Below are 14,512 nucleotides of genomic sequence, written 5' to 3' on the forward strand. Positions count from 1 at the left end.
TCAGGGTATGACGACCGCGAAGTCCTGCGTGAGGGTGGTTTTCGCGGCGCCGAACCCCGGGGTGTCGAGCGGGCCCTCGATGTGAATGGCGACCAGGTAGTCGGCGGTGTTGGTCCAGATGTGGGTGAGCCGGTCAGCGAACTCCACGGTGCCCGACGGTTCTACGAACGTCCCTACCAGCTTTTGACTGCTGTACCCGCAGAATTTGGCGCCCAGGGTCTGGACCTGAAAGTCGGACCTCGAGTGCGCCAATTTGGCCGCATAGTCGGAAAACGCCCGGGCGGGATCGAGTTTCGTCGCGACGATGGTCACGGTTCCGGTCATCCCGTCGGGGCCGCCGAGCGTCAAAGCCAGATCCCGCTGCCCGGGTTCGCTGGTCCAGCCGTCGGGAACGGTGACGGTGATCCGCGGTGCGGCCGAATCGTCAACCTGCGCCACGGTGCCGAGGCCGTCCCCACCCGGCGCCGGAAAGCAGACGAACGCGTTGGGCGGGACCGGTTGTCGCAGCGTCGTCTCGATCCCCGGAGCCGGCCTGCCCTGGTGCGTCGGGGGTTGACGTGACGGCGACACCACCGACCCACCTGTCCAGGCGGCCACTCCGTCGATGTTTCTGACGCACCCCGGCAGCGCGGCGATCGTCAGCAGACCGGCGGCGCCCAGCGCTGCCCAGCGGACTCTCGACGGCGGTTCAGTCACGCGAGAAGGCTAGCGCCTGCGCGACAAGGCCGTGGGTGAACGGCCATCACCCATCGCCGCGCTGACGGCGTCTGCAGATCGAACACCGTTGAGGCGCAGTCATACTCAGTCCCGCTCGGGCCCGCTGTCCGTTGCTTGGTGCGACCAGGCGCTCGGCAGCAACGGAAGAGTGGGTCCGCCGCCGAAATCGTCGCTGGGTAACGTCGCCAACCCCGCCGCCTGCCCGGCGGCGGCTTTGTGCACCGTCCCGGCCAACCCGAGCGGCCCCGCGCCACCCTCGGAGGATGCCGTCGGCTGATCTCCCGGGGGCGCGGTCCAGTCCGGATCGACCCCGACATCCATGAACGCGTCGGCGTAGTCGTCTTGGCGTGCCTGCCGCTGCTGCTTCCTGCGCGCCCGGCGCTTCGCAGCCGCGGCATCGGCCACCGCGGCGGACTCGGCCGGCGCCTGCAGTCGTTCGCTCGCGCTGGCGCTGTTCTTACCCCCGAAGTCGAATCCGATGCCAGGACCACCACCGAAACCGATCAGGTAGGGCAGGCCGAAACCGCCGCCGGGCGGCGGGGCCGGTGGCGCCGACGGCGTCGGAGCGCTCGGTGCGGTACCGGACGCGGTAGCGGCCGCCGGGGCCGGAGCAGGTGTCGGCGCCGCAGATACGGCGGCCACGGCCAGGGAGCCGGCGTGCACCGGCGGTGCCAGCGCAACGGCGGCCGGGACCGCCACGGGATCGAGGGCGCTCAGACCTGACACGTCGAAGGGGATCGCGCCGACTACCGCGGCGATGGCTGCCACGGACGAAAGGCTGGACAGCAGAGGCAGGAAAGGGGCGGTCAGGTAGACGGGTATGAGGATGTGCGCAGCCAGTAGCGCCGGCAGAAACTGGAAGATGGCTTGCAGCGGATTGGTGAACAACACTTCGACGAATTGCTCGAGACCCTGCAGGATTTCCAGGTAGTTCAGCAGCACATCGATCGGTGGCGCGGTGAAGATGTTGATCGGGTTGAACACCGAATACGGCACCCCGTTCAGGGTGTAATTCCCTGGGTCCCAGATGATCCCGTTTTGCTGCAGCAACCAGGCGACGAGGTCGTCCAGCGGGGTCACCAGGTAAGGCGGATTCGGCGGCAACGTCGCGGCGGGTCCGGCCGCCGTATCCGATTTCACGATCACCGGGGCCGGGCCGGTCTGCGGCGTCGACGCCACCGCCGAGCCCACCACCGATTGATAGGTGCTCATCGTGGTGGCTGCCTGAATCCACATCCGCGCATAGTCGGCTTCGTTCAGCGCAATCGGAATGGTGTTGATACCAAAGAAGTTGGTCGCCGTGAGCACTCCGTGCGCCACATGGTTGGCGGCCAGCTCCGGGACCGTCGGCATCGCCGCCAGCGCCGCGGTGTAGGCCGTCGCGGCTGTCTCGTGCTGGGCCGCGGCCGCCGCGCTGTTGGCGCCGGCCTGAGTCAGCCACGCGGCGAAGGGGGCGTTCGCGGCGGCGAACGAGTCCGCACTCGGGCCTTGCCAGGCGTCGGCCTGCACCTGTGCCACCAGCGCGGTGAGTTCCGCTGCGATCGCGGAATATTCAGCGCTGAGCGAGTTCCACGCACCCGCCGCCGCCAGCAACGCCCCAGGACCCGGACCGCTGCTCAACAGCGTCGAATGAACCTCTGGGGGCGCGGCTATCCAAATGGGCGCCGTCACCGTCAGTCGCCCGGATCGAAGGGGTACCGGGACCCCGACGCGTCCGCGGTGCGCGTGCTCAACGCCCCGGCATTCGAACAAGCAGCGGCGAACTTTTCAGACTGAACGCGGATCGTCATGACAGTCACTCCTCACGCTGGCCGGGTCGCAGAATCGGGCGGATCTGTCGATCAGATTGGCAATGACGACGGATGCGTTCAAGCCCGGCATCGGGCGGGGCCAGCCCCCGGTTTGCATCCGACAGCGACGCAATTCAGGCCCAACTCATATCTAATTACTATGGAAATAGCGGCAATTCAGCCTCTTTGCGGCTGCCATAGCGAACCGTTGTTCGGCCACGATCACGGCTTCGAATCTCGCTGGTTTCTGCTCGGCCAACGGCTACCGAGGCCGAAACTCGATCAATTATGCACTGACTGATCGCAATTGGTGACACAGGCACCCGCCGTCGTTAGCTTCTGACAAGCCGGGTGCGGTGCGTCAGTCACACGAAAAGGCCAGTGCCAATTCCTTTTCCACGTCGTGATACGGGCGACCGGAGACGTCGACGGTGACCTGTGCGATGGTGCCGCCGGTGAACGCGAATGGCGCCTTGTAGCGGCTGGACACCGCCGAGCCGCCATTGCGCCCCACCGTGATGCCGGCACCGGCCAGCCCGAATGTCCCCGGGTGCGACTGAACTCCGGTCAGCGAGCCCACATTCGCGTCGTCGATGAACAGCGTGACGTCACCGAGCGGCGTGTGGCTGTTCTCGACCGTGCCGGTGCGGGCGTAGCGGACGCCGAAGACGTGCCGGCCCAGCGGCACCGCCCCCGACGACGCAACCTCCTGCTGGCGCTCGCCGAGGAAGTTGTAGACGTAGTGCAGCCGTCCGTCCTGGATGAAGAGCACGTGTCCACCGTGGGCGCCGCCGTGCTTGAACAGCACGCCTTCGGCTCCGGTGGTGTCGAGGGTGGCGTCGGCCAGCACCGCGAACGAGCGGCCGCGAATCTCCACCGAGGCGCCGGTCGCTACCTCTGCACAGTCGGGGTAATAAATGTAGCTGTCCCGCTCCCTCGACAGAGACGGCCGTTGCCGCGTCAACGTCTCGAATATGTTGAGGTCCGACAGGGGCAGACCGTTGTACTTGCCCGCCTCCGAGAACCACAGTGCCTTGAGCTCTTCCAGTTTGTCGGGGTGCTCGGCGGCCAAGTCGTGACACTGGCTGCGATCGGCCTCGATGTGGAACAGTTCCCAGCGGTCGTCGTCGAAGTGCCCCCAGCCCGCGGGTGTTGCGGCGTGCACGGTGTTGGCGAACCATCCGTCGTGCCAGATCCCTCGCGTACCCAGCATCGTGTAGAACTGGGTCTCCTTGCCGGTATCGGCGGATGAATCCAGCAGCGCCGCTTTGAAGCTCACTCCGTCCAAGGGCTTTTGCGCGATGCCCTTGACGGTGTCCGGCGCCTCGATGTTCAGCAGGTCGTAGACAGTCGGGGTGATGTCGGAAACGTTGACGTAGTTGTCCCGGACTTCGCCGTGGGCCGTAATCCCGTTGGGCCACGACACAATTGCGGTGTCGGCGATGCCACCCTCGTGCGACGCATAGCGTTTGTAGAGCTTGTACGGGGTGTTGAAGGCCATCGCCCACCCGATTGGATAGTGATTGTAGGTCTGCGGGCCCCCGAGCTTGTCGAACACCTTCATGCTCTCTTCGACGGTGTCGATGTAGCCGTTGAAGAACTTGCCCTCGTTCACCGACCCGTTGGGGCCGCCTTCGCCGCTGGCACCGTTGTCGGAGATCACCACGATCAAGGTGTTGTCCAGCTGGCCTGATTCCTCGAGATAATCCAGGATCCGCCCGATTTGAGCGTCGGTGTAGCTCAGGAACCCGGCGAACACCTCCGCCATCCTGCTGAACAAGCGCTTCTCGTCGTCATCGAGCGAGTCCCAAGGCCGTACGGTGTCTTGCAGCGGCCATGGCTGACCGTCGGGTCCCTTGACGTCGAGGTAGGGGTTGACCGGCGACAGCTCGGTGTCGGGCGGCACGATGCCGAGCGACTTCTGGCGCTCCAACACGATCTCGCGGTAGCGCTCGTAACCCATGTCGAACCTGCCGGCATAACGGTCGGCCCACTCTTGGAAGACATGATGCGGCGCGTGACCGGCGCCCGGGCAGACATAGCTGAACCACGGCTTGTCGGGCGCGATCACCTTGGCGTCGCGGATGAACTCAATCGTCTTGTCCGCGAGGTCCTTCGACAGGTGGTAGCCCTCTTCCGGGGTGGCGGGCGGGTTCACCGGGTGGTTGTCGTACACCAGGTCCGGGTACCACTGATCGGTCTCACCGCCCATGAATCCGTAGAACCGTTCGAAGCCTCGCGATGTCGGCCAGTGTCGCTTGGTCGAGGCCACGTTGGACTCTTCAAGAGGGGTCAGGTGCCATTTGCCGACGCAGTAGGTGTTGTAACCCCGTTCGGCCAATACCTCTGACAGTAAGGCGGTTTCGAAGGGAATCCGGCCGTTGGAATTGGGGAAACCCTCGGTGAACTCCTCGATCATCGCCATGCCGACGGTGGTGGCGTTGCGTCCGGTCAACAGGGACGCCCGGGTGGGCGAACACAACGCGGTGGTGTGGAACTGCGAGAGCCGCACACCGCGGTCGGCGATCCGCGACATCGCCGGCATCTCGACCAGGCCACCGAAACAGTCCCAGGTGGCGATGCCGGTGTCGTCCCACACCAGATACATGACATTGGGTGCGTCCGCCGGCGCGGTGGGCGCAGCGTACGGACCCCAATCTGGTTCCGAATCGCGGATATCCAGTTCGATTTTGCCGTTGAACTCGGTAGCCATCGCTGGCCTCACTCTCGTAGTGGACCCCCGGGACTACCGATGCAGATTACACCGCCGTCAGTTGTCCTGACCCTGTTCGGCGGTCCAGGTATGCGGCAGCATCGGGACGCTCGGTCCGCCACCGAAATCGTCGCTCTCCAGCGTGGCCAATCCCGTCGCATGGTCGCTGGATTTCTGCACGGTGCCGGCGAACCCGAGCGATCCGCCACCGCTGTCGGACGCCACCGGGCCGGGCTGCGACGGATCCGCCCAATCCGGATCCACCTCGTAATCCATTGTGGCGTCGGCATAGTCATACTTGCGGGCCTGCTGGGTCCGCCGCCTGCGCGTCCGTCGTCGAGCGGCTTCGGCCGCGGCAACCTCAGCCGACTCGCCCGGCGCTTTGAGCCGCGCACTGGCAGCGACGCCGGCCTTGGCTCCGGAGTCGAAGTTGATCGGCGGACCGCCGCCGGTGAAAACCGCGTACGGGATAGCCAGCCCGTGCGCGGCGGCAGGTGGCGGAGTCGGTGATGCCGGCGCCGAACCTCCGGCAGCGCTGGGCGCTGGCGCAGCAGAGACGGACGGAGCAGGGGCCGTGGGCGCCACCGTCGCTGCGGCGAGCGGGGTCGAGGCGATCACGGGGGCGATCGGCAGCGCGGCTATCGGCGGGAGCGGCGGAAGGAAGGGCTGGAAGAGCGAAGGGTCGATCAGGCCCACCACAGCGGCCACGGAGGCCACCGCTGCTGCGGCGGCGGCCGGCAGGGTCGTGAGGGTGGAACTGGCCGCGACCGCGGCGGCGACCACCGGATGCGCCACCAGGAATGCGATGATGTTGGCCGGTGTCAGGCTCGCCAGCGCCGCTTGAGGATTGGTGGCCAGCAACTGGGCGAAGGTCTCGAGTTCCTGAACGAGCGTGACCGTGTTCTTCACCCAGTACAGCTGCGTCAACGGGTCGGTGTACGCCGAATAGGGCAAGCCGTTGATGGTGCCGGCGCTCGGATCCCAGGTGATGCCGCGGGCCTGCAGGAACTGCACGATGATCTGATCCAGCGGCGTTTCGGTTGCGGCAGACGGCGACGCCGTCGAGTTGGTTTGACTGTCCGCCTTGAGAATTGGCGGCGCCGGCTCGGTCACCGGTGTCGCCGCAACAGCAGATCCGGCGACCGCCTGATACGTGCCCATGGTGGCGGCGGCCTGAATCCACATGCGCGCGTAGTCCGCTTCGTTCAACGCGATCGGAATGGTGTTGATCCCGAAGAAGTTGGTTGCCACCAACACGCCGTGCACCACGTGGTTGGTGGCCAGCTCCGGCAGGGTCGGCATTGCGGCCAATGCGGCGGTGTGGGCCGCGGCCAGAGTCTCGTGCTGAGCGGCGGCGGCGGCGCTGTTCGCGCTGGCTTGGTTGAGCCAGGTCAGGTACGGCGCGTTCGCGGCGATGAACGACTCTGCACTCGGTCCCTGCCATGCGCCGGCCTGCACCTGGGCGAGCAGCACGGTGAGTTCGTCTGCCACATCGGTGTATTCGGTGCTCAACGAAGTCCAAGCGCCGGCCGCTTGCAGCAGCGGGCCGGCCCCGGGACCGCTACTCAACAGCGTCGAGTGCACCTCCGGCGGTGCGGCGATCCAGATCGGCGCGGTCACCGTCAGCCCACCGAGAAGAGGTATGACGAGGACCCCGCCGCGTCGCCTGCGGCGTAGCTGGTACCCGACTCCCCCACTCCGAGCCCCGCGCGCCCGAGTTCTTCGGCACCCTGAGCGGCAACCGCCGCGTGCAATCCACCGCGGACGCTGAATTCCGCGGCGCTCTGCAGCGACACCGGATCTGCGGCGGGCGGGACGACGGCGGTGATCAGCGGTGCCGCAGCGGCGTGCGCGGACGCCAAACGAGCGGTCAATGCCTCTACCCCGGAACAAGCAGCGGCCAAGCCTTCGGGAACGACGCGCAAAGTCATTATTGCCACTCCTTCGATGGTTTGGTCGGGGCTGACACAGGGAGCATTGGAAATCTATCCAATTAGGGTGCGACCGCCTGAGATGGACAACCGGGCCGCCGGCGCACCGGAGCTCGTTGTACCAACCGCACTTCCAGCGGACTGAGTGCGAAAAATGCTGAGCTGCAGGCTATTTCAGATACCAACTTGGCATATGTACTGCTCAGGGCGCTACTGTCTACACTTTTTTGAATCACGGTGGTTTTGATATCGCCTCCGCGTCAACGTGTTTCAGAAATTGAAGTATTTCGGTTCGAATGGTCGTCACGACCCCCGGAAAGCGACCCGGTGTGCTCGGGTGTCCGCGGCGGTTTCCCTCATGGTGATTCGAGCCGAAGCCCGCCGCCGCCAACATCGTTCGCACCGGCTCCCGGCGGATGGCCCGCCTCAGCCTGCCGGGCCGGAGATGCCTCTGTTCAAGCTCAAAAGCTCAGTGGCGCAGAGTATTTGACATGGCCGCTCGTTACAGAAACGCAGCCGCCACGGACGGAGGCGGGCCGCGGGCCAGAGGTGCCCGCGTAGTCACCGTCATCGCCGTCATGCCGAGCACCCACAGCGGCTCACGCCCCGCCGTTACGCCCGTCGACGACACACGTCGTAGAGTCCCGTGGTATCCAGGTAGGCAAGCTAACTAGCTGCCGCATAGTGTGCTGCCGCCCTGCGCCGACCCTGCCCGAGATACGGGCCGAACTCTTGGAGCGTCATGGACAACCGGTTCTTCCCGCTCGTGGTCGTGCCCGTCATGCTGGCCCTCGGGCTGACGCTGACGGTCGCCGACTTCCGCCGCGCGGCCTCGCTGCGCCGACCCCTGGCGGTGGCCTTGCTGTGCCAGGCCCTGGTGCTGCCCGGGCTCTGCCTCTTGATCGCCGAGGCGTTCCACTTGAAGCCCGAACTGGCGGTCGGACTCCTGTTGATGTCCGCGGCGCCCGGCGGTCTGATGGCGAACATCATGAGCCACCTGGTCAACGGCGACTTGGCGGTCAACCTGACGCTCACCGCGATCAACGCCGTGCTGTCGGTCTTCACCCTGCCCGCGACGGTGGCGTTCTCGATGTTCTGGTTTCTGGACAAGGGCCGATTCATCCCGCTGCAAGCGGACAAGTTCCTTGGGGTGTTCGGGCTGATTCTGATACCGACGGCGATCGGCGTCGCCATTCGTCACCGGTACCCGGCATTGGCGGAACGGCTGAAGAAGCCGGTTCGGATCGCGGCGGCGGTGCTGCTGGTGGCGGTCAGCCTCGGGGCGATTGCCAGCGGCAAGACGACGATATGGAGCAACCTCGGCGCCCTCGTCGGAGCCGTCGTGGCATTCTGTGTGGTCAGCCTGACCGTCGGCTACCTGGCACCGCGCCGATTGAACTTGGCGCCGCGGCAGTCTATCGCCGTCAGCCTGGAGATCGGACTGCACAACGCCATGCTGGCGATGGGCATCGCATTGAGTCCGCAACTTCTGAATAGCGTCGAAATCGCTACGCCCGCAGCTGTTTACGGATCGATTGCACCGCTGATCGCGCTGGCGTTCGTCTTCACCGTCCGCCGACTGGATCCCGCTTACCGGAAAGCAGCCAGCCCCGACGAAACCGTCGGGGCGGACGCCGCCGTCTGACTACTTGGCCTTTTCCAGGATCTCGACGAGGCGCCAGCGCTTGGTGGCCGACGTCGGACGAGTCTCCATCAGCGAGACGCGGTCGCCGATGCCGGCATCGCCGTGCTCGTCGTGCGCCTTGACCTTCTTGGTGGTCCGGATGATCTTGCCGTACAGCGGGTGACGCATGCGGTCTTCCAGCTCGACCACGATGGTCTTCTGCATCTTGTCGCTGACCACATAACCGATGCGCGTCTTGCGTTGACCCCGCGGCTTGGGTGTGGCCGGAGTGCGCTTGGGCCCCTTGGCGCCAGCGTCTTTCGCGGGGGCGGACTTGTTCGCCTCAGCCATTACGACTCACCACTTTCTGCACCGAGCGGCCCAGAAGCCAGGCCGAGTTCACGTTCACGTAGCACGGTGTAGATCCGTGCGATTTCCTGGCGGACCGTGCGGAGCCGGCGGTTGTTCGCGAGCTGGCCGGTCGCCATCTGGAAGCGCAGGTTGAACAATTCTTCCTTGAATTCGCGCAGCTTCTCGACCAGTTCTTCGTCGTTGAGCTCGCGCAGTTCGCCCGGCGAAGTTCCCACTGCCATCAGAACTGATCCTCTCGGGTGACGATGCGTGCCTTGATCGGCAGCTTGTGGATCGCACGGGTCAGTGCTTCCCGCGCGGTCTGCTCGTTGGGGTAGCTCAGCTCGAAGAGCACGCGACCCGGCTTGACGTTGGCGATCCACCACTCCGGCGAACCCTTACCCGACCCCATACGGGTTTCGGCGGGCTTCTTGGTCAGCGGGCGGTCCGGGAAGATGTTGATCCACACCTTGCCGCCACGCTTGATGTGCCGGTTGATCGCGATACGCGCGGACTCGATCTGGCGGTTGGTGACGTAGGCGTGCTCCAGTGCCTGGATGCCGTAGTCACCGAAGCTGACCGACGTTCCGCCGCTGGCGATCCCGCGCTGACGCGGGTGGTGCTGCTTGCGGTGTTTGACTCTGCGGGGAATCAACATAGTTAGCTCTCCGTACTCTGCGCCTCGGCGGCGGGCGCCTCGGCGGTGGGCGCCGCTGCCGGCGCGGACGAGGCCTCCTCGGCACTCGACGCAGCGCGCCCGGCCTCGGTGCTGGTCGCCGTCGTACCCGCGGATCCGCTGCGACGCGGGCGGGTGCCCGACGGACGCTCACGGCGCGGACGTTCGGCGCCGGCCGACGGTGCAACCAGCTCGCGCTTGCCACCGACGATGTCGCCCTTGTAAATCCAGACCTTCACGCCGATGCGGCCAAAGGTGGTCTTGGCCTCGTACAGGCCGTAGTCGATGTCGGCACGCAGCGTGTGCAGCGGCACCCGACCTTCGCGGTAGAACTCCGAGCGGCTCATCTCGGCGCCGCCCAGACGGCCCGAGCACTGCACCCGGATGCCCTTGACGTTGGGCTGACGCATCGCCGACTGGATCGCCTTGCGCATCGCACGGCGGAACGCCACCCGGTTGCTGAGCTGCTCGGCAACGCCTTGGGCAACCAATTGCGCTGTCGACTCGGGGTTCTTCACCTCGAGGATGTTCAGCTGGACCTGCTTGCCGGTCAGCTTCTCCAGGTCGGCGCGGATGCGGTCGGCCTCGGTGCCGCGGCGACCGATGACGATGCCCGGACGGGCGGTGTGGATGTCCACCCGAACCCGGTCGCGGGTGCGCTCGATCTCCACGTCGGCGATGCCGGCGCGCTCCAAGCCGGTCGACAGCAGCTTGCGGATCGCCACGTCTTCCTTGATGTAGTCCGCGTATTGCTTGTCGGCGTACCACCGGGATTTCCACTCGGTGGTGATGCCGAGCCGGAATCCGTGCGGATTGATCTTCTGGCCCACTACTCCGAGCCCTCCTTCGATTCCGAAGTCGCTTCAGGAGCAGCGGACTTCGCGGCGGTTGCCTTCTTGGGGGACGCCTTCTTGGCCGGCGCCTTGTCGGCGGTTGCTTTCTTGGCCGGCGCCTTGTCGGCGGCAGCCTTCTTGGCGGGTGCGGTGCCCGCGGCCTTGCTGGCCTGCGCGCGCCGGGCGCGGGTCGCGCTCGCGGACTGCGAACCCCGCCCGTCCTTGCTCGGGCGGCTTTCGACGATCACCGTGATGTGGCTGGTGCGCTTACGGATACGAAACGCGCGGCCCTGGGCGCGCGGACGGATCCGCTTGGCGGTCGGACCGCCGTCGGCGTAGACCGTGGCCACCACGAGGGTCGCCGGGTCGAGCCCATTGTTGTTCTGCGCGTTGGCCGCAGCGCTCGCGATGACCTTGGCCACCGGCTCGCTGGCCGCCTGGGGCGCCCAGCGCAGGATGTCCAGCGCTTCGGTCACCGACTTACCGCGGACCAGGTCGATCACCCGGCGCGCCTTGGTCGGCGACACCCGCACGAATCGTGCGACGGCGGTCGCCGACGGGAATTCAGTAGCCGTGCTCATCGCCGCTTGGCCTTCCGGTCGTCTTTGATGTGTCCCTTGAAGGTGCGCGTCGGTGCGAACTCACCCAGTTTGTGGCCCACCATCGACTCGGTGACGAACACCGGCACGTGCTTGCGACCGTCGTGGACGGCGAAGGTGTGGCCGATGAAGTCGGGAATGATGGTCGAACGGCGAGACCAGGTCTTGATGACCTGCTTGGTGTTCTTCTCGTTCTGGACGTCGACCTTCTTGAGCAGATGGTCGTCGACGAACGGACCCTTTTTGAGGCTGCGTGGCATGTCTGTTTCTCCTGGCTGCCGCTAGCGAGACTTCTTGCCGGTGCGCCGGCGTCGGACGATGAGCTTGTCGCTGGGCTTGCTGCCCTTACGGGTACGACCCTCGGGCTTACCCCAGGGGCTGACCGGGTGACGACCACCGGAGGTCTTACCCTCACCACCACCGTGCGGGTGGTCGACCGGGTTCATCACGACACCACGGACGGTGGGGCGCTTGCCCTTCCAGCGCATCCGGCCGGCTTTACCCCAGTTGATGTTGGCCTGCTCGGCGTTACCCACCTCGCCGACAGTGGCGCGGCAGCGCACGTCGACCCGACGGATTTCACCGCTGGGCATACGCAGCGAGGCGTATGTGCCTTCCTTACCGAGCAATTGGATGCTGGAGCCGGCAGAGCGAGCCAGCTTGGCACCGCCGCCGGGCCGCAGCTCCACCGCGTGGACCAAGGTACCGGCCGGGATGTTGCGCAGCGGCAGGTTGTTGCCCGGCTTGATGTCGGCGTTGGCGCCGGACTCGACCACGTGGCCCTGCTTGAGTCCCTGGGGCGCGATGATGTAGCGCTTTTCACCGTCCAGGAAGTGCAGCAGTGCGATGTTCGCGGTGCGGTTCGGGTCGTATTCGATGTGCGCGACCTTCGCGTCGACGCCGTCCTTGTCGTTGCGACGGAAGTCGATGACGCGGTAGGCCCGCTTGTGCCCGCCACCCTTGTGACGAGTCGTGATACGGCCGTGCGCGTTACGTCCACCCTTGCCGTGCAACGGCTTGATGAGCGACTTCTCCGGAGTCGAGCGAGTGATCTCGGCGAAATCGGAGACGCTGGCACCGCGACGACCCGGGGTCGTCGGCTTGTACTTGCGAATTCCCATGTCTGTTAAGTCTCTCTATCCTCGGCTATTCGGCGGCTACGCCGTCACGCCGAACAACTCGATCGGCTTGCTGCCAGGCGCCAACGTCACGATGGCGCGCTTGGTGCTTTTCCGTTGTCCGAATCCACTGCGGGTGCGCTTGCGCTTGCCCTGGCGGTTCGCAGTGTTCACCGCGGCCACCTTGACCGAGAAGATTTTCTCGACCGCGATCTTGATCTGTGTCTTGTTCGAGTCGGGGTGGACCAGGAACGTGTACACGTTGTCATCGATCAGGCCGTAGGACTTCTCCGAGATGACCGGGGCCAGGATGATGTCGCGGGGGTCAGTGACGGTTGCCATCAGACCGAAACCTCCTCGGCGCCACGAGTGTTCGCGGTGATGAAGGCGTTGAGCGCCTCCACCGAGAACACCACGTCGTCGGCGCGCAGCACGTCGTAGGTGTTGAGCTGGTCCGGCGAGAGGATGTGCACACCCGGAAGGTTGCGCACACTCTTGGCGCCGGCCTCGTCGCTGCGACCGATGACCACCAGCACCTGCGTGCGGTCAGTCAGCGAGGCCAGGAAAACCTTGGCGCTCTTGGTCGACGGCGTCTGACCCGACACCAGCTCGGTGATCGCGTGGATGCGGCCGTTGCGCGCCCGGTCCGACAACGCGCCACGTAGTGCTGCGGCGATCATCTTCTTCGGGGTGCGCTGGCTGTAATCACGCGGCTGCGGACCGTGCACCACACCACCGCCGGTGAACTGCGGCGCACGCGTCGAGCCCTGCCGCGCGCGACCGGTGCCCTTCTGCCGGTACGGCTTCCGTCCACCACCGCGAACCTCGCCGCGGGTCTTGGTCGCGTGCGTCCCCTGGCGCCTCGCGGCCAGCTGGGCCGTGACGACCTGGTGCAGCAGCGCGATGTTGGCAGGCGCGTCGAACAGCTCGGCTGGTAGCTCGACCGAGCCTTCCTTCTTACCGGCGGGCGTCTGAACGTCGATCGTCAGGCCCTTGGCGGCTTTTGCCGACTCGTCAGTAGCCATTACTTCTCACCTCGTTTGATCGCGCTGCGGACCACGACGAGTCCGCCGGTGCGGCCAGGCACGGCGCCCTTGATCAGCAACACGCCGTTCTCGGCATCGACCAAGTGCACCAACAGGTTCTGGGTGGTCACCCGGTCGCTACCCATCCGGCCGGCCATCCGAGTGCCCTTGAAGACACGCGCGGGAGTGGCGCAACCGCCGATGGATCCGGGCCGGCGGTGGACCGCCTGGGCGCCGTGGCTGGCGCCCTGACCCTTGAAGCCGTGCCGCTTCATGGTGCCCGCGAAACCTTTACCCTTCGACGTGCCGGTCACGTCGACATACGTTCCGGCAGCGAAGATCTCGGCCGTCAGCTCCTGGCCCACCTCGTAGTCGGAAGCGGCCGCCTCGTCCTCGAGACGAAACTCGGCCAGGTGCCGACGCGGGTTGACACCGGCGGCGGCGTACTGGCCTGCCAACGGCTTGTTGATCTTGCGTGGACTGATTTCGCCGTAAGCCAGCTGCACCGCGCTGTACCCGTCGACCTCCGGGGTACGGATGCGGGTCACCACGTTCGGCCCGGCTTTGACCACCGTCACGGGGACGACGCGGTTGTTCTCGTCGAACACCTGCGTCATACCGAGCTTGGTGCCCAGAATGCCCTTTCTCGCCATTGCTCGCAGCTCTCCTACTGGATGTTGACGTCGACGCTGGCAGGCAGATCGATGCGCATCAGCGCGTCAACGGTTTTCGGGGTTGGGTCAAGGATGTCGATCAGGCGCTTGTGAGTGCGCATCTCGAAGTGCTCCCGCGAGTCTTTGTACTTGTGCGGTGAGCGGATAACGCAGTACACGTTCTTCTCAGTCGGCAGCGGCACTGGGCCAACCACACTGGCGCCCGTACGGACAACCGTCTCGACGATCTTGCGCGCCGAGGCGTCAATGGCCTCGTGGTCGTAGGCCTTGAGCCTGATGCGGATCTTCTGTCCCGCCACGCTTCCTCACTCTCCAGGTCGAGACCCGGTTTCCTGCCGGGCCCCAATCGCCTCAGACGATTGGACGCGCCCGGTTGTTGCGCCGCTGTTTACCTGTCTTGGTTCACCGGCCCCCGCGGTCGGGTGTGTCGCCCTCACGCAGCCCGGGCCGCGACCGAAATT

17 protein-coding genes are annotated in these 14,512 nt (G+C 65.9%); 1 reads left to right on the forward strand and 16 read right to left on the reverse strand.

Annotation, left to right across the window (positions count from 1 at the left end; all coding sequences use genetic code 11):
• From CYU59_RS17950 to CYU59_RS17970, 5 genes are all read right to left on the reverse strand, one after another.
• Positions 1-696, reverse strand: a complete 696-nt coding sequence (locus tag CYU59_RS17950; RefSeq protein WP_293000871.1) for a hypothetical protein — start codon at positions 694-696, stop codon at positions 1-3.
• 105 nt (positions 697-801) lie between these two features.
• A complete protein-coding gene (locus CYU59_RS17955) occupies positions 802-2,388 on the reverse strand; it encodes a PPE family protein (protein ID WP_293000873.1) in 1,587 nt (528 codons plus the stop codon).
• A gap of 480 nt (positions 2,389-2,868) precedes the next feature.
• Positions 2,869-5,220, reverse strand: a complete 2,352-nt coding sequence (locus CYU59_RS17960; protein ID WP_293000875.1) for an arylsulfatase — start codon at positions 5,218-5,220, stop codon at positions 2,869-2,871.
• Positions 5,221-5,277: 57 nt separating this feature from the next.
• Positions 5,278-6,840 (reverse strand): PPE family protein, encoded by a 1,563-nt coding sequence (locus CYU59_RS17965; RefSeq protein WP_293000877.1) that lies wholly within the window; start codon positions 6,838-6,840, stop codon positions 5,278-5,280.
• Between the two features lie 2 nt (positions 6,841-6,842).
• A complete protein-coding gene (locus CYU59_RS17970) occupies positions 6,843-7,151 on the reverse strand; it encodes a PE family protein (protein ID WP_293000879.1) in 309 nt (102 codons plus the stop codon).
• Positions 7,152-7,893: 742 nt separating this feature from the next.
• On the opposite strand from CYU59_RS17970, the gene CYU59_RS17975 reads away from it, so the two are divergent.
• Entirely contained in the window at positions 7,894-8,796 is a 903-nt protein-coding gene (locus tag CYU59_RS17975; RefSeq protein WP_293000881.1) for a bile acid:sodium symporter, read from the forward strand.
• On the opposite strand, the gene rpsQ is transcribed toward CYU59_RS17975, so the two are convergent.
• The 11 genes from rpsQ to rpsJ are packed head-to-tail and all read right to left on the reverse strand — an operon-like array spanning position 8,797 to position 14,350.
• Positions 8,797-9,126 carry a 30S ribosomal protein S17 gene (rpsQ, locus tag CYU59_RS17980; RefSeq protein ID WP_293000883.1) on the reverse strand — a complete coding sequence of 110 codons (330 nt, stop codon included), beginning with the start codon at positions 9,124-9,126 and terminating at the stop codon, positions 8,797-8,799.
• Positions 9,126-9,368 carry a 50S ribosomal protein L29 gene (gene rpmC, locus CYU59_RS17985; RefSeq protein ID WP_293000885.1) on the reverse strand — a complete coding sequence of 81 codons (243 nt, stop codon included), beginning with the start codon at positions 9,366-9,368 and terminating at the stop codon, positions 9,126-9,128. The genes rpsQ and rpmC overlap by 1 nt, the downstream gene beginning before the upstream one ends.
• Positions 9,368-9,784, reverse strand: a complete 417-nt coding sequence (gene rplP / locus CYU59_RS17990) for a 50S ribosomal protein L16 (RefSeq protein ID WP_293000887.1) — start codon at positions 9,782-9,784, stop codon at positions 9,368-9,370. The genes rpmC and rplP overlap by 1 nt, the downstream gene beginning before the upstream one ends.
• A 2-nt stretch (positions 9,785-9,786) precedes the next feature.
• Positions 9,787-10,632 carry a 30S ribosomal protein S3 gene (gene rpsC / locus CYU59_RS17995; protein WP_293000889.1) on the reverse strand — a complete coding sequence of 282 codons (846 nt, stop codon included), beginning with the start codon at positions 10,630-10,632 and terminating at the stop codon, positions 9,787-9,789.
• Entirely contained in the window at positions 10,632-11,216 is a 585-nt protein-coding gene (gene rplV, locus CYU59_RS18000) for a 50S ribosomal protein L22 (RefSeq protein WP_293000891.1), read from the reverse strand. The genes rpsC and rplV overlap by 1 nt, the downstream gene beginning before the upstream one ends.
• Complete coding sequence (gene rpsS, locus CYU59_RS18005; RefSeq protein WP_006245110.1) at positions 11,213-11,494, reverse strand: 30S ribosomal protein S19; 282 nt, start codon at positions 11,492-11,494, stop codon at positions 11,213-11,215. The genes rplV and rpsS overlap by 4 nt, the downstream gene beginning before the upstream one ends.
• Before the next feature lie 21 nt (positions 11,495-11,515).
• Positions 11,516-12,355: a 50S ribosomal protein L2 gene (gene rplB, locus CYU59_RS18010; RefSeq protein ID WP_293000921.1), complete on the reverse strand. Its 840-nt coding sequence runs from the start codon at positions 12,353-12,355 to the stop codon at positions 11,516-11,518.
• Positions 12,356-12,391: 36 nt separating this feature from the next.
• On the reverse strand, positions 12,392-12,694 hold the full coding sequence (rplW, locus tag CYU59_RS18015; RefSeq protein WP_293000923.1) for a 50S ribosomal protein L23: 303 nt from the start codon (positions 12,692-12,694) through the stop codon (positions 12,392-12,394).
• Positions 12,694-13,377, reverse strand: a complete 684-nt coding sequence (rplD, locus tag CYU59_RS18020) for a 50S ribosomal protein L4 (RefSeq protein WP_293000925.1) — start codon at positions 13,375-13,377, stop codon at positions 12,694-12,696. The genes rplW and rplD overlap by 1 nt, the downstream gene beginning before the upstream one ends.
• Positions 13,377-14,030: a 50S ribosomal protein L3 gene (gene rplC / locus CYU59_RS18025; protein WP_293000927.1), complete on the reverse strand. Its 654-nt coding sequence runs from the start codon at positions 14,028-14,030 to the stop codon at positions 13,377-13,379. Before rplC ends, rplD begins: the two co-directional genes overlap by 1 nt.
• 14 nt (positions 14,031-14,044) lie before the next feature.
• Positions 14,045-14,350, reverse strand: coding sequence for a 30S ribosomal protein S10 (rpsJ, locus tag CYU59_RS18030; protein WP_003873519.1), 306 nt, complete (start codon positions 14,348-14,350; stop codon positions 14,045-14,047).
• Positions 14,351-14,512 lie beyond the last annotated feature (162 nt).

The sequence above is a fragment of the Mycobacterium sp. genome (assembly GCF_002863225.1).
Taxonomy (GTDB): domain Bacteria; phylum Actinomycetota; class Actinomycetes; order Mycobacteriales; family Mycobacteriaceae; genus Mycobacterium.

Excerpts from the sequence above, each read along its gene's own strand:
- CYU59_RS17960 (WP_293000875.1), bottom strand. The coding sequence starts at position 5,220 with ATGGCTACCGAGTTCAACGGCAAAATCGAACTGGATATCCGCGATTCG.
- CYU59_RS17970 (WP_293000879.1), bottom strand. The coding sequence starts at position 7,151 with ATGACTTTGCGCGTCGTTCCCGAAGGCTTGGCCGCTGCTTGTTCCGGG.
- CYU59_RS17975 (WP_293000881.1), top strand. The coding sequence starts at position 7,894 with ATGGACAACCGGTTCTTCCCGCTCGTGGTCGTGCCCGTCATGCTGGCC.
- rpsQ (WP_293000883.1), bottom strand. The coding sequence starts at position 9,126 with ATGGCTGAGGCGAACAAGTCCGCCCCCGCGAAAGACGCTGGCGCCAAG.
- rpmC (WP_293000885.1), bottom strand. The coding sequence starts at position 9,368 with ATGGCAGTGGGAACTTCGCCGGGCGAACTGCGCGAGCTCAACGACGAA.
- rplP (WP_293000887.1), bottom strand. The coding sequence starts at position 9,784 with ATGTTGATTCCCCGCAGAGTCAAACACCGCAAGCAGCACCACCCGCGT.
- rplV (WP_293000891.1), bottom strand. The coding sequence starts at position 11,216 with ATGAGCACGGCTACTGAATTCCCGTCGGCGACCGCCGTCGCACGATTC.
- rpsS (WP_006245110.1), bottom strand. The coding sequence starts at position 11,494 with ATGCCACGCAGCCTCAAAAAGGGTCCGTTCGTCGACGACCATCTGCTC.
- rplB (WP_293000921.1), bottom strand. The coding sequence starts at position 12,355 with ATGGGAATTCGCAAGTACAAGCCGACGACCCCGGGTCGTCGCGGTGCC.
- rplW (WP_293000923.1), bottom strand. The coding sequence starts at position 12,694 with ATGGCAACCGTCACTGACCCCCGCGACATCATCCTGGCCCCGGTCATC.
- rplD (WP_293000925.1), bottom strand. The coding sequence starts at position 13,377 with ATGGCTACTGACGAGTCGGCAAAAGCCGCCAAGGGCCTGACGATCGAC.
- rplC (WP_293000927.1), bottom strand. The coding sequence starts at position 14,030 with ATGGCGAGAAAGGGCATTCTGGGCACCAAGCTCGGTATGACGCAGGTG.